Genomic DNA, 20,724 nt, shown 5'->3' with positions numbered 1-20,724 from the left:
TCTAATCAATTAGGGTGGCAACGCGGGTAGCTCTCGTCCCTTTCTGGGGATGAGGGCTTTTTTGTGTTCAATTTTAAAAGCTACTCCCATCATTATGAATCTACTGGAGGTATGAACAATGTTAGATATTAAACGCGTCCGTGACAATTTCGCGGAAATTAAAGAAATGTTGTTAACACGCAATGAAGATTTAGGAAACTTAGACGATTTTGATGGTCTAGATGCAAAACGTCGTGAATTAATTGCTAAAACGGAAGAGCTTAAAGCAGAACGTAATAAAGTATCTGAGCAAATTTCTGTGATGAAGCGTAACAAAGAAAATGCAGATGAAGTAATTGCACGTATGCGTCAGGTTGGAGACGAAATTAAAGAGCTAGACACACAGTTAAATGATGTAGAAGACCGTTTTAAAGATATGATGATGCGCTTACCAAATATTCCGCACGAATCTGTACCTGTTGGGACAACAGAAGATGACAATGTTGAAGTATTACAATGGGGTGAAGTGCCGACTTTTGATTTTGAAATCAAAGCACACTGGGACATTGCTACGGAACTTCAAATTGTAGATTTTGAACGCGGTGCAAAAGTAACAGGTAGTCGCTTCTTATTCTATCGTGGGCTTGGTGCTCGTTTGGAACGTGCATTAATGAGCTTTATGATGGATTTACATGCTGAAGAGCATGGCTATGAAGAACTGCTACCTCCTGTTATTGTAAATCGTGATAGCTTAACAGGTACGGGACAATTACCTAAATTTGAAGAGGATGTCTTCAAATTAGATGATACAGATTATTTCATGATTCCAACGGCAGAAGTGCCAGTCACAAACTTCTACAGAGATGAAATTCTCCCTATGGAAGCTTTACCACAGGGCTTTGCAGCATATAGTGCTTGCTTCCGTTCAGAAGCGGGTTCAGCAGGTCGCGATACGCGTGGTTTAATTCGCCAGCATCAATTTAACAAAGTAGAATTAGTTCGATTTGTAAAACCTGAAGAATCTTATGAACAACTAGAGCTATTAACAGGTCATGCTGAGAAAGTACTGCAACTATTAGGTTTACCTTATCGTAAATTAAAAATGTGTACAGCTGATTTAGGCTTTACAGCTGCGAAAAAATACGATTTAGAGGTATGGATTCCAGCACAAAATATGTACCGAGAAATCTCTTCTTGCTCAAACTTTGAGGATTTCCAAGCGCGTCGTGCAAATATTCGTTTCCGTCGTGAGCCAAATGCAAAACCAGAGTACGTACACACATTAAACGGTTCAGGTCTGGCAATTGGTCGTACAGTAGCTGCAATCCTAGAAAACTATCAGCAAGCCGACGGAAGCGTCGTGATACCAGAAGTATTAGTTCCATATATGGGTGGTAAGAAAGTGATTGCCCCTAAATAATCAAGTCGGCTCTGTACTAAAAGCAAAGCGGCAAGGACAAAAAAGCGGCGTTGTGATACCTGACACCGTAAATGGGCGATAAAAATTCTTTGCCCCCAGTAAATTCAACTACTTTAGTGTGCTTATCTCGAAAGTTACCTAAAGTAGTTTTTTGTGTTATTAATGTTCATAAAAATTCTAGATATTTTTTATACTTGAGTCAATTTAAGAAATGCCATGCACGCAAATAACATGGCCTATCAAGAAGCAATTATTTCATTATATGGTTATGCCCATATCAAAAAAAACAGCCAGACACTCTTCAGTTCCTGTCGCTTCGCTTTCGTGTAGTGACATATTACTACTTCAGAGTGTTTGGCTTTTTTATTTACTGTCCTTTATGCTGTTCAATTAATTTTCGTGCCTGTTTCTCTGCTTTTTTACGTTCACGTAATGCTCGAAAAAAATCGGTTAAAATTTGCCCACATTCCTCAGCCAAAATACCCTCTGTTACTTCACATTCATGGTTAAAGCGAGCATCATTTAATAGACGGTAGAGTGAATCTACGCAACCTGCTTTCATATCTCTTGCACCGTAGACAACGCGAGGGACCCGAGACTGTAAAATAGCTCCTGCACACATCGGGCAAGGTTCAAGTGTAACGTAGAGTGTTGTTTTTTCTAAACGCCAGCTACCGATTTCTTTACATGCTTCTTGAATCACCATTAGTTCAGCGTGAGTTGTCGCATTTTGAGTTGTTTCACGCAAATTATGGGCACGTGCAATGATTTTCCCATCGTATACAAGTACTGCACCTATTGGCACTTCGCCAAGCATAGCCGCTTTTTTTGCTTCTTCTAGGGCACTGTGCATAAACGAACGGTCTGTTTCAAAAATATCCACTAGTATCTCTCCTTAAGGGTAGTGTATCATGCGTTTTATTTTATTATCAAATTGGATTATTCTATAAAGTTTGTTTCCATTTATTTCTTTTATATTGACATTCCTTATCGAAGCATTTATATTTATATATGAATACATGCTCATATATAAATATAGATGCTTGGGGGTACATTATACATGACTGATGAAATTAAAAGAGGTAATGCAGAAGGACAATTTGAGAAGGAGCAACACTTGGACGAAGAAACACTATTTGTCGTTTCTCAAACGTTCAAAGCGTTAAGTGATCCTACAAGAATACGGATCTTAAACTTATTATGTACAGATGAACATTCGGTCAACGACATAGCCGAAATTTTAGATTTAAGTCAATCAACTGTGTCACATCAATTACGTTTTTTGAAAAATTTACGATTAGTGAAATTTAGAAGAGAGGGCACTACACTTTATTACTCTAAAGATGATGACCACATTATGAATTTATTGAAGCAAGCAATTGAACATGCTACGCACAATTAGGCTTTTCTTATTGATGGTGACAATTGATAAAAGTACAGACGGAAACGAACAATGGAGGGATAGACATGGGACATAATCACGAGCATGGCCATAATCATACACATGGCGCGAATAAGAAAGTATTATTAATATCATTTATAATTATAACGAGTTATATGGTTATTGAAGCGGTTGGCGGTTATTTAACAAATAGTTTGGCACTGTTATCGGATGCCGGACATATGTTGAGTGATTCTATCTCACTAGCGATAGCTCTGCTGGCTTTTATGTTTGGAGAAAAAGCAGCTAGCTATAGCAAAACATATGGCTATAAACGTTTTGAAATTTTAGCAGCGGTGTTAAATGGTGTTACATTGATTTTAATTGCTTTATTTATTTTCTATGAAGCGATTGAACGTTTTGCGAATCCTCCTGAGGTAGCAACAACAGGCATGCTTATTATAAGTGTAATTGGCTTAGCGATAAATATATTAGTTGCATGGATTATGATGCGTGGTGGAGATATTGAGGATAATCTAAATATGCGTGGGGCCTTTTTACATGTACTAAGTGATATGCTTGGTTCTGTGGGAGCAATTATAGCGGCCTTATGTATTATGTTTTTTGGTTGGGGTTGGGCTGATCCACTGGCAAGTGTCATTGTAGCAATTTTAGTACTGAGAAGCGGTTACTATGTAACGAAGGCTGCTATCCATGTTCTAATGGAAGGAACACCTTCAAATGTTGATGTGCAGGATATTATTCAAACGATTGAGCAGACTAAAGGAGTCCAAAGCATCCATGATTTACATATATGGACGATTACGAGTGGAACGAATGCCCTTTCCTGCCATGCAGTTGTTGCTGATCAGCTGAAGATTGCTGAAACTGACAATATATTACGTGACATCGAACATAATCTGGAGCATAAAGGAATAAAACATATAACGATTCAGTTGGAAACAGCAGCACATAAACATGATAATGCAATTTTATGTAAGATAAAAAGTGAACAAACGCACCATCAACATTAACAGTTTATTCCATATATTAAAACTTGTCGCTTTACATACCCTTCTTGGGTATAGTATGATAATGATGAACAGGAGGTGGATATGATGGAGGACGCAGTGAAAGATGATGCTTGCCACACAGAGGAAGGGGCGTCGTGTCGAAAAAGTAATCACCCTGAGCGTGTTAAAAAGGATTTAACTACTCGTTTAAATCGAATCGAGGGTCAAATACGGGGCATTAAGGGCATGATTGAAAAAGACGTTTACTGTGATGATATAATTACGCAACTATCTGCTACGCAATCAGCTTTAAATAGTGTAGCGAGGATTTTATTAGAAGGTCATTTAAAAGGTTGTGTTGTAGATCGCTTGTCAGAAGGTGATGAGGCAGTCTTAGATGAATTAGTAGTGACTATTCAAAAATTAATGAAAAAATAAAAGAATTTATAGATGATACAGCTTTGATGACGACCAATGACAATCGAGGTTTTTAAACAGTATATACCTCTATATCCTATTATAATTTAAAGGAGCGATTTTTTATGCAAAATGTAACATTAAATGTGCAAGGTATGTCATGTGGGCATTGTGTAAGCTCAGTGGAAAAAAGTGTTGGAGCACTAACTGGCGTAGACCAAGTAAAAGTAAACTTAACAGATGGTTTAGTAGATGTAGCTTTCAACGAAGCACAAGTAACCCTTGAACAAATAAAAGAAACGATTGACGATCAAGGTTATGAGGTAAAATAAGATAAGAAGAGTGCTTAGGTAGCACTCTCTTCTTTTCAAATTTATATACCCCCTATTGGTATAAAGAGAGGTGGAAAGGTACATGAGTTCAGAAATAAAAGAAGCCAATCTACAAATTACTGGGATGACGTGTGCAGCCTGTGCAACGCGTATAGAAAAAGGTTTGAATAAAATGGACGGCGTTGAGCAAGCAACTGTTAATCTAGCGCTTGAAAAATCAGCTATTAAATATAATCCTACGAAACTAACAGAGGCCGATTTTGAAAGAAAAATTGAAGCCCTTGGTTACGGTGTCGTAAAACAAAAAACAGAATTAGATATTACAGGGATGACGTGTGCAGCCTGCGCAACACGTATAGAAAAAGGATTAAATCAGCTTGAAGGTGTGTCACTGGCTAATGTTAACTTAGCGCTTGAAAAGGCAACAATTGAATTTAACCCGTCAGAGGTTGCCGTTGCCGATATTATTGCAAAAGTAGAGAAGTTAGGGTACGGGGCACATCAAAAAGCGGATGAACGAGCAACGGTAGATCATCGCGAAAAAGCCATTAAACAGCAACAGCAAAAATTTATTTTATCGGCCATTCTTTCATTGCCGTTACTTTGGACGATGGTTGGCCATTTTTCATTTACTTCATTTTTATATGTCCCCGACTTGCTAATGAATCCATGGGTGCAATTGGTGCTAGCAACACCTGTTCAATTTATTATAGGGAAACAATTTTATGTTGGTGCATATAAAGCATTACGTAATGGTAGTGCCAATATGGACGTACTTGTAGTAATGGGGACATCTGCAGCCTATTTCTATAGTGTCTATCAAGCAATTGTGACAGCAGGTTCACACCATGTTCCACACTTATATTTTGAAACGAGTGCCGTACTAATTACCTTAATTTTATTAGGTAAATTATTTGAAGCAAAGGCAAAAGGTCGTTCATCTGAAGCCATTAAAAAACTAATGGGTCTTCAAGCAAAAACTGCGATAGTCGTGCGTGACGGAGTTGAGAAAGAAGTACCTTTAGAAGAAGTTGTAATTGGTGATATTATCTTAGTCAAACCAGGTGAAAAAATTCCAGTAGATGGTGCAGTGTTAGAAGGAACAACAGCCGTGGATGAATCCATGTTAACTGGGGAAAGTTTACCTGTCGATAAACAGCAAGGTGACCTCTTATTCGGTTCAACCATCAATAAAAATGGCTTCATTAAAATGTCAGCTACAAAAGTAGGTCGTGACACAGCACTAGCGCAAATTATAAAAGTTGTAGAAGATGCACAGGGTTCAAAAGCGCCAATTCAACGGTTAGCAGACCAAATTTCAGGCGTATTTGTACCAATCGTAGTTGGTATAGCAATTGTAACGTTTCTCATTTGGATTATCTGGGTTCGACCAGGTGAAGTTACACCTGCGCTTGAAGTATTAATTGCGGTACTTGTTATTGCTTGTCCGTGTGCTCTTGGTTTAGCTACACCAACATCTATAATGGCAGGATCAGGTCGTGCAGCTGAATTTGGCATTCTATTTAAAGGTGGCGAGCACTTAGAGCAAACACAAAGCATCGATACAGTTGTTGTCGATAAAACAGGAACAGTTACACATGGTAAACCGGTATTAACGGATGTCATGGCAGCTGCAAATCAAAACGAAGAGAAATTTTTATCATTGATAGGTGCAGCAGAGAAGCAATCCGAGCATCCCTTGGCAGAAGCCATCGTTCAAGGGATTGTAGATCGTGGTATTGAGCTTGGAGATGTACAATTTTTCGAAGCAATTCCTGGCTACGGTGTGCAAGCGACAGTATCCGGTCAGGCAGTTGTGATTGGGACACGTAAATTAATGAAACAATATAGTATTGATATAGACGAAGTGCTTCCAGAAATGGAGATGCTAGAGGAGAACGGCAAAACAGCGATGTTAGCTGCCATTAATGGACACTATGCAGGTCTAGTAGCAGTTGCAGATACAGTAAAAGATACATCAAAAGAAGCAGTTCGTCGTTTACAAGACATGGGTATCACAGTCATTATGATGACGGGTGACAATGAACGTACAGCAACAGCAATCGGTGCAGAAGTGGGAGTCGATAATGTGATTGCTGAAGTGCTTCCAGAAGGTAAAGCAGATGAGGTGAAAAAACTACAAGCTGCTGGTAAAAAAGTGGCGATGGTCGGAGATGGTATTAATGATGCGCCAGCACTTGCCACAGCCAATATTGGAATGGCAATTGGAACGGGGACAGATGTAGCGATGGAAGCTGCGGATATTACGCTAATTCGAGGTGACTTAAACAGTATTGCTGATGCAATCATTATGAGTCGGAAGACAATGCGCAATATTAAACAAAACTTATTCTGGGCGTTTGCTTACAATACGCTAGGTATCCCAATTGCTGCAATTGGACTTCTGGCTCCTTGGGTAGCAGGTGCCGCAATGGCATTTAGTTCAGTATCTGTTGTCTTAAATGCTTTACGTTTACAGCGGGTAAAATTATAGCTATAAATAAGGCCCACTTCGGTGGGTTTATTTTTATGGTCTATTTTAAGACAGTACATGTTGATTCTGTTTTTCACTTTCTCACTATGATACAATGAAAGGCACTGATTTAATTTATACTTTATTCATAGAATGTAAAGGAGGAGCTTCTAGTGACGGTCCCATTTGTTACGGTAGAAGGTCCGATTGGTGTTGGTAAAACCTCTTTATCTAAAGAGATTGCGGCGACATTTAATTACCATCTATTAAAAGAAATAGTAGACGAAAATCCCTTTTTAAATAAGTTTTATGAGGATATTGAGGAATGGAGTTTCCAGACGGAAATGTTCTTCCTATGTAATCGTTATAAGCAATTAACAGATGTAAAAAAAATCCGTTCAGCAGATGAAACCCCTGTTGTGGCAGACTACCACATTTTTAAAAATTTAATATTTGCTAAGCGTACATTGTCACCGACTGAATATGATAAATACGAAGAAATCTATCAAATTTTGACGAAGGACATGCCCGTTCCGAATGTGGTCGTTTATTTATATGCGAGTGTGGATACGTTAATGAAACGAATTGCCATGCGTGGTCGTGAATTTGAAAAAATGATTTCGCGTGAATATATGGAACAGCTAGTAGCAGATTATCATTCTTTTATTGAGCATTTTGAGAAGATGCATCCACAAATTCCCGTTATTCGCTTTAACGGTGATCAGCTAGATTTCGTGAAAAACCCAAATGATTTACAATATATTGTAAAAGTAATAAAGGATACGTTACAACAAAGGAGCTTGCAACAATGAATTTGAGAGAAAAATACGATATTCCACCACATACGGTTGTCACAATTGCCGGTACAGTTGGCGTAGGAAAATCAACTATGACAAAGGCGCTAGCTGAGGCATTAAATTTCCGTACATCATTCGAAAAGGTGGATACCAACCCGTATTTAGATAAATTTTATGAGGACTTTGAAAAATGGAGCTTCCATCTTCAGGTGTACTTCCTTGCTGAACGCTTTAAGGAACAAAAACGTATTTTTGAATACGGTGGTGGTTTTATTCAAGATCGCTCTATCTATGAAGATACAGGTATTTTTGCAAAGATGCATTTCGATAAAGGAACGATGAATCCTACCGATTATGAGACCTATACTAATTTATTCGAAGCGATGGTGATGACGCCATACTTCCCACACCCTGATTTACTTATCTATTTAGAGGGTCCGATTGATGATGTAATTGGCCGTATTCAAGAGCGTGGTCGTGAGATGGAGCAACAAACACCAAATGATTATTGGATTGAGATGCATGAACGTTACGAGAGTTGGATTAATAATTTTAATTCATGCCCAGTACTTCGTTTAGATATTAATGATTATGATTTATTGAAAAATCCTGACGCAATTGAATCAATTGTGAGTCGCATCAGTCATATGCTAAAACAAACAAGCCATTTACGTAAATAGCAGTCTTTCAACCTTTAACCATTACTAGCCTAGTAAGAATAAATGAAGTGATTTAAGAAAATAAATGAGTAAAAGACGTGAGACAATATGAAGCCTATTGTTATCACGTCTTTTGCAATAGGAGGAATGATTATGAGAATAGCGGTATATTGCGGCTCTGGGTTAGGCGTAAACCCAATTTATGCAGAGAAAGCAGAGGAGTTAGGTACGGTTTTGGCGGAAAATGGACATGGTGTTGTGTATGGGGGTTCAAAAACAGGGTTAATGGGAAAAGTGGCAGATGCGGTGTTAACAGCAGGTGGAGAAGTGATTGGAGTAATGCCTACACATTTACAAAAAAGAGAAGTCGCTCATGCTTCTTTGACAGAAATCCATTTTGTAGAGTCTATGCACATCCGTAAGGCAAAAATGGTGGAACTAGCTGGTGCTTTCATCGCTTTGCCGGGTGGAGGGGGTACAATGGATGAATATTTTGAAGTGTTTACATGGGCGCAAATTGGGCTACATGAAAAACCAGTTATTTTATATAATGTAAATGGGTTTTATGATGCGCTGCTGCAACATTTTACTAGAATGTTAGAGGAAGGCTTTATCCGTACTGAACAAAAATCACTCATTCGTGTAGCCACGACACCGGAAGAAGTTTTAGAAATTATTAAGTAGACATGGGCAAATATTGTGCATGTCAGATTGATGACAAAAGGTATTCGGTATGCGAGCATTCCGAATACCTTTTAAAATTAATAGGCTAGATTCTTCAAATTTGTCATCCTATCCATTTTCACACGTATACTAGTTGATTGGAGCGTAGGCGGGAGACATCTGCGGGAATAGCATGAGCAAAAGGCCCCCGCAGGAGCGTAGCGTAGAGAAGACTGAAGTCATGACCGCCATAGCGGAAAGCAACGGGTTCATATAGGTAATTCTATATTTATATAGAAAAAGATTGTAAACAAACTCAATCTTTGCGTTTGCCTACAGTCTGAGGGTTACGAAATGCATAGCCTTTCCGAACCCTTTTGTCTTAAAGTTGTAAAATAATTATACAAGCTAATTATGTATGGCGTGCGTAATTAGATTATAATGTAAATAATGAACATAAAAAATGGTAAATAAAGGAATTATTGTTCCGGCTAAAAGGAATGATTAAGGTGGATTTCATGCAAAAAATAGACACACTAGTAACAGATGATTTAGTGGTTCAGGCAATCGAACGAAATGTGGCCATTATCCGCTTTGATATGAATCGGAAAGTTGCCTATGTGAATGAGATATTTGCAAAAACGATGGGCTATACAGTAAATGAAATGATAGGAAAGAGTCATAACGAATTTTGTTTCCCTAAATTTGTAAATAGCCCGATTTATGAAAATTTTTGGCGTAACTTAGCGGCAGGAAGAAACTTTCAGGATAAAATCGAAAGAATGGATGTACATGGAAAGAGCGTTTGGCTTGAGGCTACCTACATGCCTGTGTTTGCGAATAATTCAAGAAAAGTAATAGGCGTATCAAAAATCGCCACGAATATTACAGAACGTCAAAATACTATTATTAATGTAGCAGACAACCTAAAGAAAATGTCCACCCAACTCCATAGTCGTTCAGAGGCGGGCATAAAAAATAGTGAGGGTTTGTTAGACACAATACAAGAAGTGTCACAAGAATATAAGGAGAACGTGAGAAATCTTTCACAGTTGCAAAGTCAGGCTGAATCGATTACAGGTATAGTTAAAACTATACAAGACATTGCTTCCCAAACAAATTTACTGGCATTAAATGCAGCTATTGAAGCAGCAAGAGCAGGCGAATATGGAAGAGGTTTTGATGTTGTCGCTAAAGAGGTTAGAAAACTTTCAGTGAGGGTTGAGCAATCCATCTCAGAAGTGAAAGATAATGTTGAGGGCATAATACGTGAAATTGGGCAGGTCACAGAAAGTATTACACGCATAGCTGAAAAGGTTGAGAAAACAAACGCACAGATTAATGTGGCTTCTAGTGACTTCGTTGAAATTGCTTCTGCAGCGGAAGCATTGGATGAACGTTCAAAACAATTTACAGAATTAATTTAAAAGAAGCATGTGGCAACTTAGCCACATGCTTCAACTTATTTTTCTTCTTGTACATGTTTCATAAAGAATGATAATACAAGCGCAATAATGGCAAGTACTAATGCAAAAGTTAGAGCATGTTGTACACCGATAATTGAACCCGAATAGGTACTATCAGCAGATGTTCCATTTACTTTAACAAAATTAGCTGTACTAATTGACATAATTGTAATGGATACTGCTGTCCCGATAGCCCCTGCAACCTGCTGTAGTGTGTTCATAAATGCAGTTCCATCTGGATACAAATGACGAGGAAGTTGATTTAAACCATTCGTTTGAGCAGGCATACTTGCTAGTGAAATACCGACAAACATCAGGATATGAAAGACTACGATAAAGTATACAGATGTTTCAGCATCAATTGTACGTAAGGCAAACAGTGCAACAATTTCTAACAACAAACCGACCGGCACCATAATACGTGGACCAAAGCGATCAAAAATATGACCTGATGCCACAGCCATAAAGGCATTGATAACACCGCCAGGAAGTAGAGAAAGACCAGCTATCATTGGCGCAAGAAGTAAAATATTTTGCAAATAGATTGGGAGTAATACCATCGTTGCTAAGATAGTCATATGCACGAGAATGACCATCATAATGCCAATATTGTACATTGGAAATGAAAAAACTTTTAAATTAAGCATAGGTTGTTCCATTTTTAATTGGCGCAAACAGAAAAGTATAATCCCAATAATACCGATGCTGATAGCAATCATTACTTCAGCTGTCATGAATGTGCTGAGTTTACCAGAAATACTGAAGCCGTAGACTACTCCTCCAAAACCAATCGTTGAAAGGATGATTGATAATACATCAAATTTAACGGGTTGTACCTCGCTAACATTTTGAACAAATTTTAAGCCGAGTACAAACGAAATTATTAGGAATGGGACGCTTATCCAAAAGATATAATGCCATGAGAAATGCTCCATGACGAAACCTGCAATGGTTGGGCCAATTGCAGGTGCAAAAATAATGACTAAGCCAATTTTGCCCATTGCTGCCCCACGTTGGTTAATGGGATAAATCATTAGGACGACCTGCATCATGAGTGGCAAAATAATGGCGGCTCCTATAGCCTGAATAATTCGTCCAGTGAGTAATACTGTAAAGGTTGGTGCAATTGCTGAAACGACAGTACCGATAATTGCGAATAATAAAGATACAACAAACAAATGCCTCGTAGGAAAACGCTGCATAAGAAATCCTGATAAAGGTACCAATATACCTAGAGTTAGTAAATACCCAGTTGTTAGCCACTGAATAGTAGAAGCATCGGTGTTAAAATCTAGAATTAGTTGGGCAAAGGCCATATTAAGTGCTGTTTCATTAAATAAACCGATGAAGGCAGCGACTAGAAAAGCAGCGATAATTTGATTGCGTTGTTCATATAACTTTTGACTATCCATATAACCCTCTTTTTCTTTAGTTTTCATTACTCCTAACAGTAACATATACATATGATTTATTTCCAACTGTTTCCGTCACAATTATTGACTATAAAATAGAAGAGGATAAAAAAGACTAGTCAATGTGCTGGTGTTTTATTTACAATATTTGTGTAAGCCATTCATAATTCATAATAGGGGTGTTATGCATGACAAAAGTGGAAGTAAGTTTTAAACATTTACCGACGACAGCCATTTCTGATGCAACAGGGGGGCATACGAATTTACGCAGTGATATTAAGCCATTAGCAGATCATTTTAAAATTGCTGGGCGTGCCGTAACTGTTCGATTACCAGATGGGGAAAATGGTGCTGTGCTAGAAGCCATTCGGGCTGCTAACGCAGGCGATATTTTAGTGATTGATGCAAAGGGTAATATGAATCGTGCTGTGGCAGGGGACTTTGTAATTTCATTAGCGAAAGGTATGGGTATACAGGGCTTCGTGGTGGATGGTGTAATTCGTGATATTGAAGCTATTAGAAAGTTAAACTTTCCGGTGTTTTCTCTTGGAACAACGGTAGCGGCTGGCAATAAAAATGGTGGCGGTAAAGTAAATGTACCCATTGCTATTGGCGGCGTAACTGTTCAACCGGGTGATTATATTATTGGGGATGTAGATGGTGTTCTTGTTGTGCCACAGGTGGATGCGGAGCGTATCGTTGTGACCGCTGAGGCAAAAGTTGCAAAGGACGAAATACGAGCACAAGAAGCACACGTAAATGGCAAAGAATCAATTATTGCCTATTTAGATAAAGTGTTAGACAAATAAGAAAATCCTCACGATGCATTTATACATCGTGAGGATTTTCTTATTTAGACTATGCTAAATTTTCATTTTCTTTAAAGTAATTTTTCATTTTTTCTTTATCAAAACGGCCTTCCCATTTCGCCATTACTAACGATGCTAATGAGTTACCAATTACGTTAACAACTGTACGTCCCATATCAAGAATACGGTCAATACCCGCAATAAACGCTAAACCTTCAATTGGAATACCAACAGTACCTAACGTTGCAAGAAGTACAACGAATGAAACGCCTGGTACACCTGCAATCCCTTTAGACGTAACCATTAATACAAGCATTAATGTAATTTGTTCGCCGATGCTTAAGTGTATTCCATACATTTGTGCTATGAATAACGCAGCAATTGCTTGGTACAGTGTTGAACCATCTAGGTTAAAGGAATAACCTGTTGGAATAACAAAAGATACGATGTCTTTTGGTGCGCCTAGTTTCTCCATTTTCATCATGATTCGTGGTAATACAGCCTCTGAACTAGCTGTGGAGAACGCTAAAATTAACTCATCTTTTAATACTTTAATTAAATAGAAAATACTGATACCTGCTATTTTTGCCACAATGCCAAGAACAACAAAGATGAAAAATAACATCGTGCCATAAACGAGTATAGCAAGTTTGGCAAGAGGTATTAGGGAAGCAAATCCATATTTGGAAACGGTTACACCAATTAAACCAAATACCCCAATTGGAGCGAATTTCATCACGAGGTTCGTTACCCAGAACATAGCATCAGCTACACCTTGGAAGAAGCCTAAAACTGGCTTACCTCGATCCCCGATGGCAGCAACACCCAGACCAAAGATAACGGAGAAGAAGATAATCGCAAGCATATCACCTTCAGCCATAGATTGGATAATATTTGTTGGTACAATACCTACAATAATATCGAAAGGTCCTTCATGTTGTACTTCCTCAGTTGTCGAAACGTATTTCGAGATATCTCCTTGAGAAAGCTCGTTCATATTCACACCAGCACCTGGCTGGAAAAGGTTCGCAGAAAGTAAACCGACAACAATTGCTACCGTTGTAATAACTTCAAAATAAATAAGTGATTTCCCGCCTAATCGCCCAAGTTGTTTCATGTCGCCTGTCCCAGCAACGCCAACGATTAATGTCGAAATAATAATCGGTACAACAATCATCTTAATCAGATGTAGAAAGATATCTCCTAGTGGTTGTAGATATTTTTCAATATTGGGGTTTCCGTAAAAGATACCGCCAACAATGATCCCTAAAGTCAAACCGATTAGAATTTGAGTGGCTAAACTGATCTTAAATTTCTTTTTCAAAATCTTCGTTCCTCCTAATATTAAAATTTTTAGGACACGCCTTACTTTAATAATACGGAGGACTTATAAAATCCGACAGAATCCGATAAAATTAATTTATTTTTGTTAAAATGTCTGAATATAACACTTGAATAAACTTCTTTATATTCACCTTTGCTTTTCGATTACCATGATCCTCTATTTGCTTCATAAGCTGACGAATCTCTTTTAAATCAAAGTATCGCGGTGCATAGTATTCGAATTCAGAGTTTGTGTAATCAACAACACCCAAATTGGCCAAATTAATCATTGCAGCTAAAATCGTACGACGCACACGCTGTTCAATGGCTTTACTTTCCTTCAATATTTCATCGGGAGTCGTTTTGGTGACAGCGGCTATTTCTTCATACAGCTCCTTTAACGGAGGAAGTGGTGCAATTTTATGCTGATGTGCTAGTAATGTTTCGATTATGGCAATGATATCCTCGCTGCCGATTTCACCAACAATGCCCATATCATTCAAAATTGATTGAATATGATCACGTGATGTCGCTTTATGATTTTTTTGCTCATTTATTTCTATACTAGTAAGGGATTGGCGAATAACTAGGAGCGAGTTCTTTAGTCGAAATTGTTCTGTTGTTTTACGTAAAACATTTTCGACCTCAATTTTGTTAATTGGTTTATGAATGAAGAAATCTATACCTTGTTCATACGCCTCACCAACCATCTCCTTATTCACTACTTGAGAAATCATAATAAATTGTCCCTCAAAGCGATTTTGAATTAGATGCTCTACCGTTGCAATACCATCTAGCTTTGGCATAAGTAAATCGATTAGCACAAACTCTGGTTGTGTCATTAATATTTGTGGTATGGCATCTTCACCATTGCGTGCTTCACCAATGACGGTACCTAAACCACTATCTTCAATAATTTGCTTTAACATGACACGACTTGCACGATCATCATCTACAATAAAATACCTCATTTAAGTCTCTCCTGTTTGAATAGTTTGCGTAGGAATTATAATTTTAAACATCGTTTCTTTATTATTAGATTCGACAGAAATTGTACCGTTTAATTTTGTTATTAGTGTGGTTACGTGTGAGAGCCCAATACCGGTTGCTGCTACACCTTCAATATTATATTTTGTAGTATAACCAGGCTCAAAAATAATAGAGAGATCATTTTGTGAAATGCCACTTCCATTATCACATACGGTTATTACAGTATCATCCTCTTGTTGCTGAATAGCAATAGAAATAATACCGTGTTCTTCAATTGCTTCTATGGCATTAGCTGTTAAATTATTTAATAGAGCAAGCAATGCAATATGCTCCTCCGTTTGAAAATCACTATCAAAACTAATTTTAAACTGTATATCTTTTCCTAGCAATTCACTATATTTACTATTACCTTCCTCTATATAATGCAATAATTCTGATAATCGAATGGAGCCATAGCTCTTTTCACCTACGATTTTTGAAATACCCGCATAAATGCGTTGTGAATCTTTCTTTACTTCATGAATTTCCTGGGCAATATGCAGCGCTTGTAAGCATTCCGCGCGATAGCCTTTAACTTTTAATTGGCGATATAAATCAAAGCCGCTTGCTGTAATTGTTTCAATATGATTCATTGATTTTTTTAGGTATAAGGTTTCTACATATAAATCAGAACCAATATTAAGCATTTCTTGTACGCGTTTTTTTTGTTCGGCAATTAAAATAGAACTATAGATGCCAACCACGAAAAAGCTCCGTAGCAAGGCAACGGCAACGAGTATGAGAAAGTCGTGTATAAATACAAAATTATACGAGTGCACAAGAAAACGTGCTAACTGTTCACCTAAATTACTAATGACTTCGCTAAAGGCAACAAGGAGTCCGAGCTTTAACGGTTTTTCTCGATATTGATGAATGTTTAATTGATGTAGGCATAATGCAAACAATAAGTAAAATATAGCTGCAGGCAGATGCATAAGAATACTTTCTATTATTGAAACATCTAATGTGTAGTAATAGTAATTAACTATAACTCGGAAAGAGGTAGTCACAATACTTGTAGCAATACCTGCTAAGATAATTGGTGTAGGTTTAATGAGAGTACATAAAAAGAAGATAATACTTCCTAATCCAAAGCGAAATGTTGTATCGTAGAACGGCAAAATTTTTATTTCACTACCGACCGCTGTAAATAAGGCTATCATTAAAACCCATGTGAGGGTTGCACGGGACATAATAACTTTCGTGTACATTTTCAAGCATCCTCCCTAATCTATATTAGTCGAGCGAGATATCTAATAAAAAAATACCACATCCTAAGTGGAAGTGGCATCTAGAAGTGTAAGTGCAATTTTAGGCAAAAAAAAACGGCTACATCATGTAGTCGGATTTTAAAAACTGGAGGAGGTAGAGGGATTCGAACCCCCGCGCGGTGTTACCCGCCTGTCGGTTTTCAAGACCGATCCCTTCAGCCAGACTTGGGTATACCTCCATAGTATATTGTTGCAATGTCTTATCGACAAAAACTAATTTATCATGTATTAGTTTTCACGTCAATACTTTTATCATTTTTTTTTAGATTTTCTAAAATTAATTTTTTATATGGCAGAGATATCAATAGAATATAAATAATTAGTGTAATTCGTTGCATTTTATGAAAACTGAAAGTATACTAGTTATTGCCGTGCTAGGTGGGAAGGTAGCGGTGTCCTGTAACTCGCAATCCGCTCTAGCGAGACTGAATTCCTTTTTTGAGGCTGTCCGTATTGTTTGGTCTGCCTTTTGCACGTAGTGTTGACGATTGGGTCCTGCGCAATGGATACCCATGAACTATGTCAGGTCCGGAAGGAAGCAGCATTAAGTGGTATTATTCATGTGCCGCGGGGTTGCCTAATCTGAGCTAACGACAAGAGTAACGCTTATGTGCGGCTGTCGAAAAAAGGTGCACGGCATTAAATTGCCAATTCAAACGCATTCGTCTATTGTAGGCGAATGCGTTTTTTCTATGTGAATAGTGACAATACGATTTTATTAATAATGCAGCCAATGCTATAATAGAGCTATCATATTTAAAAAGAAGAGGAGAGGAAATCATTGACGTATCAAGCATTTTATCGTGTGTATAGGCCACAATCATTTCGTGAGATGTCAGGTCAAGCGCATGTCAAAAGAACGCTACAAAATGCTCTCCTAGCAAATAAAACAACGCATGCGTATCTGTTTTCTGGTCCGCGTGGTACTGGGAAAACGAGTACGGCTAAAATTTTTGCGAAGGCATTAAACTGTGAGCGAGCCCCGTCAAGCGAGCCCTGTAATGACTGTGCAACTTGCTTAAGCATTACAGATGGTTCTCATCCAGACGTAATAGAATTTGATGCTGCATCCAATTCACGCGTTGAAGAAATACGTGACATTATTGAAAAAGTTCGTTTTGCTCCTGCTAGTAGCAGGTTTAAAGTGTATATCATTGATGAAGTGCATATGCTTTCAACAAGTGCCTTCAATGCACTTTTAAAAACTTTAGAAGAACCACCGTCGCATGCTGTTTTTATATTAGCAACGACAGAGCCGCATAAATTGCCAGCGACGATTATTTCGCGTTGTCAGCGCTTTGACTTTAAACGACTTTCGACGAACGATATTATTGAACGGATGAAGGTTGTATTAGAAGACATTGAGCTACCTTATGAAGAGCAAGGTTTAAAGGTTATTGCGCAATCTGCTGCTGGTGGCATGCGGGATGCTCTGAGTTTGTTAGACCAAGTCGTATCCTTCAGTGGTGATCTCTTGAAACTGGAAGATGCACTGCTTGTTACAGGATCGATTAGTCAGGAAGTTTTTTATGATTTGGCAGAGGCTTTAAAGGTGAAAGATGTCGCACAAATGCTTGCGTTATTAGAACAACTTATTGCCGATGGGAAAGACCCACTACGTCTGGCAGAGGATTTAATTACATTCTTCCGCGACTTACTGCTCCTGCAAACGAGTGAGGGGTTAGCGGAATTATTAGAGCTAGTATCGCCAGAGGAGCGAGTGTTTACTTTAGCACATGATTTTGCACCAGATTTGCTTTATGGCTATATTGACATCTTAGCGAAAACACAACAAGAAATGCGTTTCTCTCATCATACAAAAATTTATTTAGAAACAGCTTTGCTGAAAATGACACAGTTTTCAGGTGGAGTAGTTAATCAAGTGAACTCCTCAGGAGAAACAACGGTGAGTCCTGAGATAGCACAGAAAATAGTGGCGCTTGAGCAGACAGTCCAGCAATTATCAGCGCAATTGCAAAATGGGGTGCCGACACAAACTACGCCGACGCCTAAGGAGCAACGTCCACGTGCAAAAAGTCCAAATGGCTATAAGGCTCCGACTGGACGTATTCAAGAAATATTAAAGGATGCTACAAAGCAGGATGTGCACCGCGTTAAAGCCGTGTGGGCACAAGCATTAAACCAAATGCAAAAGTCTCAATCGGCTCTATTAGCAGAAGCTGAACCTGTTGCGGCATCTTCGAGTGCTTTTGTGTTAAAATTCAAGTATGATATTCATTGTCAAATGGTTGCTGATAATCATGCACTAAAAGCACACTTCACACAATTAATTGCAGGGCAAACTGGCACCATGTACGAAATGCTTTGCACGCCTGAAGAGACCTGGTTAAAGCTGCGTGAAGAATTCATTCGTGATCACGGCATGCATCAACAGAAAGCGCAGTCAGCTACTGATCATGATGTAGAGTTATTAGAACCACCACCGGCAGAGATGCCAGAAGAACCCTTTATCGATGATGCACAACCACTTGCATCACAGGATCCACTCGTGACGGAAGCGGAAAAGCTGTTCGGTAAAGATTTTGTTGAAATCGTTGAAGACTAATTACTTAGGAGGAATATGTTTATGCGTGGAATGGGAAATATGCAAGGTATGATGAAAAAAATGCAAAAAATGCAAAAAGAAATGATGGAAGCTCAAGAGGCTTTAAATGTTGAACAATTTGAAGGTACTGCTGGTGGCGGTATGGTTAAAGTAGCTGTAACAGGTCAGCGTGAAGTAGTTGAAGTGAACCTTGATGCATCAGTAGTAGATCCGGACGATATTGAAATGCTACAGGATTTAATCGTTGTTGCAACAAATGAAGCACTTAAAAAAGTAGATGAAAAAACAAATGCAACAATGGGTAAATTCACACAAGGCATGAACCTTCCGTTCTAGGAGGTAAAAAATATGTACTACCCAGAACCCATATCTAAACTAATCGATAGTTTTATGAAATTGCCAGGTATCGGGCCGAAAACCGCGGCTCGACTGGCGTTTTTTGTGTTAACGATGAAGGAAGAGGATGTATTGTCTTTCTCGAAGGCTTTAATTGATGCAAAGCGAAACTTAAGCTATTGTTCTGTCTGTGGCAATATTACCGATATAGATCCTTGCCATATTTGTACGGACAAACAACGTGATGTATCTGTTATTTGTGTCGTACAAGACACAAAAGATGTTATCGCAATGGAAAAAATGCGTGATTACAACGGTATGTACCATGTACTGCAGGGAGCTATTTCGCCAATGGATGGCATAGGCCCGGAAGATATCAATGTAGCGTCACTTTTAGTACGTTTGCAAGATGAAACAGTACAGGAGCTTATTCTAGCAACGAATTCTACAATTGAAGGCGAAGCGACAGCTATGTACATATCACGTCTAGTGAAACCATCTGGTATTCGTACAACACGTATTGCACACGGACTGCCGGTAGGTGGAGATTTAGAATATGCTGATGAAGTAACGTTATCGAAGGCAATGGAAGGCCGTCGAGAGTTATGAGTGAGGGATTGAGATGTTCTTCCGCAATAAAGGAAAGCTAAAAAAGGAATTTGATGAAAAACTTGTAGGTCTCATTAAAGAAACAAAAGAGGATTTGCAACAAGCAAAAATAATTGAAGAATTAGTAGATGATTATGATTTAGAAATCATCGCCCAACGAAAAGCAGCGGAGAGTATACATTATTATTTATTCAAAGAAGCCAGAATTCGACGAGTATTAATCAAATAATTGTTGGTAGAGTTATAGAAGCGAAGCAGAAATCATACACTTACATAATTATTATCGAAGGGGGCAAGTGTATGCCGTGGGTTGTAATTATGAGTATTGGTGTTCCTGTAGCGCTTCTATTTCTTTATATAGTAGGAAAGCACATTAAGTTAGGGAAAGTATTAGAAGGATTATCGGTTTTTTGGTTTCGATTCGCCTTTGCTTTTTTACTACTATTCATCATTCATTTAGCTGTTGGCTATAGTGGATACAATGTACCAATCAATCTATTTTCAGTTACTACAATTGCAGTATTAGGAATACCTGGGGTACTAGGAATTACTTTTTTAATCTATTTTTTATAAATCACTTGCAAAGAGAAAATATTATGGTATAGTAATAGGAGTCGTTAAGATAACTGTTGAAAACAACTTCATACAAAACAATTTAATTAAAAATAATTGTTGACATCAGGAAATTCGTTGTGGTATGATATAAGAGTTGCTGAAACAAATCGACAACAACATGAACCTTGAAAACTGAACAAGCAAAACGTAATCA

21 protein-coding genes, 1 tRNA gene, 1 other RNA gene, 1 pseudogene and 1 other annotated feature (1 of these 25 only partly in view) are annotated in these 20,724 nt (G+C 38.1%); of the genes and pseudogenes, 18 read left to right on the top strand and 6 right to left on the bottom strand.

Annotated elements, in window-relative coordinates:
- Window positions 1–44 (top strand) — a binding site (T-box leader); it begins 172 nt to the left of the window's first position.
- 74 nt (window positions 45–118) lie between these two features.
- Entirely contained in the window at window positions 119–1,399 is a 1,281-nt protein-coding gene (serS, locus tag ACOMCU_RS26080) for a serine--tRNA ligase (protein WP_421051967.1), read from the top strand.
- 367 nt (window positions 1,400–1,766) lie between these two features.
- Here serS and tadA read toward each other — a convergent pair whose 3' ends face one another.
- Window positions 1,767–2,282, bottom strand: coding sequence for a tRNA adenosine(34) deaminase TadA (gene tadA / locus ACOMCU_RS26075; protein ID WP_421051966.1), 516 nt, complete (start codon window positions 2,280–2,282; stop codon window positions 1,767–1,769).
- A 177-nt stretch (window positions 2,283–2,459) separates the two neighbouring features.
- On the opposite strand from tadA, the gene ACOMCU_RS26070 reads away from it, so the two are divergent.
- The 10 genes and pseudogenes from ACOMCU_RS26070 (at window position 2,460) to ACOMCU_RS26025 (ending at window position 10,561) form a co-directional block, all read left to right on the top strand.
- Complete coding sequence (locus tag ACOMCU_RS26070; RefSeq protein WP_010856986.1) at window positions 2,460–2,801, top strand: ArsR/SmtB family transcription factor; 342 nt, start codon at window positions 2,460–2,462, stop codon at window positions 2,799–2,801.
- A 65-nt stretch (window positions 2,802–2,866) separates the two neighbouring features.
- The gene (locus ACOMCU_RS26065) at window positions 2,867–3,814 is read left to right on the top strand and encodes a cation diffusion facilitator family transporter (RefSeq protein WP_421051965.1); all 948 of its coding nucleotides are present in this window, start codon (window positions 2,867–2,869) and stop codon (window positions 3,812–3,814) included.
- 84 nt (window positions 3,815–3,898) lie between these two features.
- Window positions 3,899–4,231 (top strand): metal-sensitive transcriptional regulator, encoded by a 333-nt coding sequence (locus tag ACOMCU_RS26060; protein WP_010856988.1) that lies wholly within the window; start codon window positions 3,899–3,901, stop codon window positions 4,229–4,231.
- A 104-nt stretch (window positions 4,232–4,335) separates the two neighbouring features.
- On the top strand, window positions 4,336–4,542 hold the full coding sequence (gene copZ, locus ACOMCU_RS26055) for a copper chaperone CopZ (protein WP_010856989.1): 207 nt from the start codon (window positions 4,336–4,338) through the stop codon (window positions 4,540–4,542).
- A gap of 82 nt (window positions 4,543–4,624) precedes the next feature.
- Window positions 4,625–7,036: a heavy metal translocating P-type ATPase gene (locus tag ACOMCU_RS26050; RefSeq protein ID WP_421051964.1), complete on the top strand. Its 2,412-nt coding sequence runs from the start codon at window positions 4,625–4,627 to the stop codon at window positions 7,034–7,036.
- A gap of 152 nt (window positions 7,037–7,188) precedes the next feature.
- Entirely contained in the window at window positions 7,189–7,827 is a 639-nt protein-coding gene (locus ACOMCU_RS26045; RefSeq protein ID WP_010856991.1) for a deoxynucleoside kinase, read from the top strand.
- Window positions 7,824–8,492: a deoxynucleoside kinase gene (locus ACOMCU_RS26040; protein ID WP_010856992.1), complete on the top strand. Its 669-nt coding sequence runs from the start codon at window positions 7,824–7,826 to the stop codon at window positions 8,490–8,492. Before ACOMCU_RS26045 ends, ACOMCU_RS26040 begins: the two co-directional genes overlap by 4 nt.
- A 132-nt stretch (window positions 8,493–8,624) precedes the next feature.
- Entirely contained in the window at window positions 8,625–9,155 is a 531-nt protein-coding gene (locus tag ACOMCU_RS26035) for a TIGR00730 family Rossman fold protein (RefSeq protein ID WP_010856993.1), read from the top strand.
- Between the two features lie 479 nt (window positions 9,156–9,634).
- Window positions 9,635–10,027: pseudogene (locus ACOMCU_RS26030) on the top strand (PAS domain-containing protein); the annotation flags it as partial.
- A 42-nt stretch (window positions 10,028–10,069) separates the two neighbouring features.
- Window positions 10,070–10,561, top strand: a complete 492-nt coding sequence (locus ACOMCU_RS26025; RefSeq protein ID WP_421051970.1) for a methyl-accepting chemotaxis protein — start codon at window positions 10,070–10,072, stop codon at window positions 10,559–10,561.
- Between the two features lie 35 nt (window positions 10,562–10,596).
- On the opposite strand, the gene ACOMCU_RS26020 is transcribed toward ACOMCU_RS26025, so the two are convergent.
- A complete protein-coding gene (locus ACOMCU_RS26020) occupies window positions 10,597–12,012 on the bottom strand; it encodes an MDR family MFS transporter (protein WP_036130847.1) in 1,416 nt (471 codons plus the stop codon).
- A gap of 188 nt (window positions 12,013–12,200) precedes the next feature.
- Here ACOMCU_RS26020 and ACOMCU_RS26015 point away from each other — a divergent pair, with 188 nt between their 5' ends.
- A complete protein-coding gene (locus ACOMCU_RS26015; protein ID WP_421051963.1) occupies window positions 12,201–12,821 on the top strand; it encodes an RraA family protein in 621 nt (206 codons plus the stop codon).
- Window positions 12,822–12,870: 49 nt separating this feature from the next.
- On the opposite strand, the gene ACOMCU_RS26010 is transcribed toward ACOMCU_RS26015, so the two are convergent.
- The 4 genes from ACOMCU_RS26010 to ACOMCU_RS25995 form a co-directional block, all read right to left on the bottom strand.
- The gene (locus tag ACOMCU_RS26010) at window positions 12,871–14,145 is read right to left on the bottom strand and encodes a cation:dicarboxylate symporter family transporter (RefSeq protein WP_010856997.1); all 1,275 of its coding nucleotides are present in this window, start codon (window positions 14,143–14,145) and stop codon (window positions 12,871–12,873) included.
- Window positions 14,146–14,236: 91 nt separating this feature from the next.
- Window positions 14,237–15,115: a response regulator gene (locus ACOMCU_RS26005; RefSeq protein ID WP_010856998.1), complete on the bottom strand. Its 879-nt coding sequence runs from the start codon at window positions 15,113–15,115 to the stop codon at window positions 14,237–14,239.
- The gene (locus ACOMCU_RS26000; protein WP_010856999.1) at window positions 15,116–16,384 is read right to left on the bottom strand and encodes an ATP-binding protein; all 1,269 of its coding nucleotides are present in this window, start codon (window positions 16,382–16,384) and stop codon (window positions 15,116–15,118) included.
- A gap of 146 nt (window positions 16,385–16,530) precedes the next feature.
- Window positions 16,531–16,623 (bottom strand) — tRNA-Ser (locus tag ACOMCU_RS25995).
- A gap of 190 nt (window positions 16,624–16,813) precedes the next feature.
- On the opposite strand from ACOMCU_RS25995, the gene ffs reads away from it, so the two are divergent.
- The 6 genes from ffs (at window position 16,814) to ACOMCU_RS25965 (ending at window position 20,528) form a co-directional block, all read left to right on the top strand.
- Window positions 16,814–17,081, top strand: an RNA gene (ffs, locus tag ACOMCU_RS25990) — signal recognition particle sRNA large type.
- A 144-nt stretch (window positions 17,082–17,225) separates the two neighbouring features.
- Window positions 17,226–19,010 carry a DNA polymerase III subunit gamma/tau gene (gene dnaX / locus ACOMCU_RS25985; RefSeq protein ID WP_010857000.1) on the top strand — a complete coding sequence of 595 codons (1,785 nt, stop codon included), beginning with the start codon at window positions 17,226–17,228 and terminating at the stop codon, window positions 19,008–19,010.
- Between the two features lie 21 nt (window positions 19,011–19,031).
- Entirely contained in the window at window positions 19,032–19,346 is a 315-nt protein-coding gene (locus ACOMCU_RS25980; protein WP_010857001.1) for a YbaB/EbfC family nucleoid-associated protein, read from the top strand.
- A gap of 12 nt (window positions 19,347–19,358) precedes the next feature.
- A complete protein-coding gene (gene recR / locus ACOMCU_RS25975) occupies window positions 19,359–19,955 on the top strand; it encodes a recombination mediator RecR (protein ID WP_010857002.1) in 597 nt (198 codons plus the stop codon).
- 13 nt (window positions 19,956–19,968) lie between these two features.
- Window positions 19,969–20,184, top strand: a complete 216-nt coding sequence (locus tag ACOMCU_RS25970) for a YaaL family protein (RefSeq protein ID WP_010857003.1) — start codon at window positions 19,969–19,971, stop codon at window positions 20,182–20,184.
- A 71-nt stretch (window positions 20,185–20,255) separates the two neighbouring features.
- The gene (locus tag ACOMCU_RS25965; RefSeq protein WP_010857004.1) at window positions 20,256–20,528 is read left to right on the top strand and encodes a pro-sigmaK processing inhibitor BofA family protein; all 273 of its coding nucleotides are present in this window, start codon (window positions 20,256–20,258) and stop codon (window positions 20,526–20,528) included.
- Window positions 20,529–20,724: the final 196 nt, after the last annotated feature.

The sequence above is a fragment of the Lysinibacillus sp. UGB7 genome (assembly GCF_049058285.1).
Taxonomy (GTDB): Bacteria; Bacillota; Bacilli; order Bacillales_A; family Planococcaceae; genus Lysinibacillus; species Lysinibacillus sphaericus_B.
Note: the sequence above shows the minus strand (reverse complement) of the source record. Positions and strands in the feature narration are given on the sequence as shown.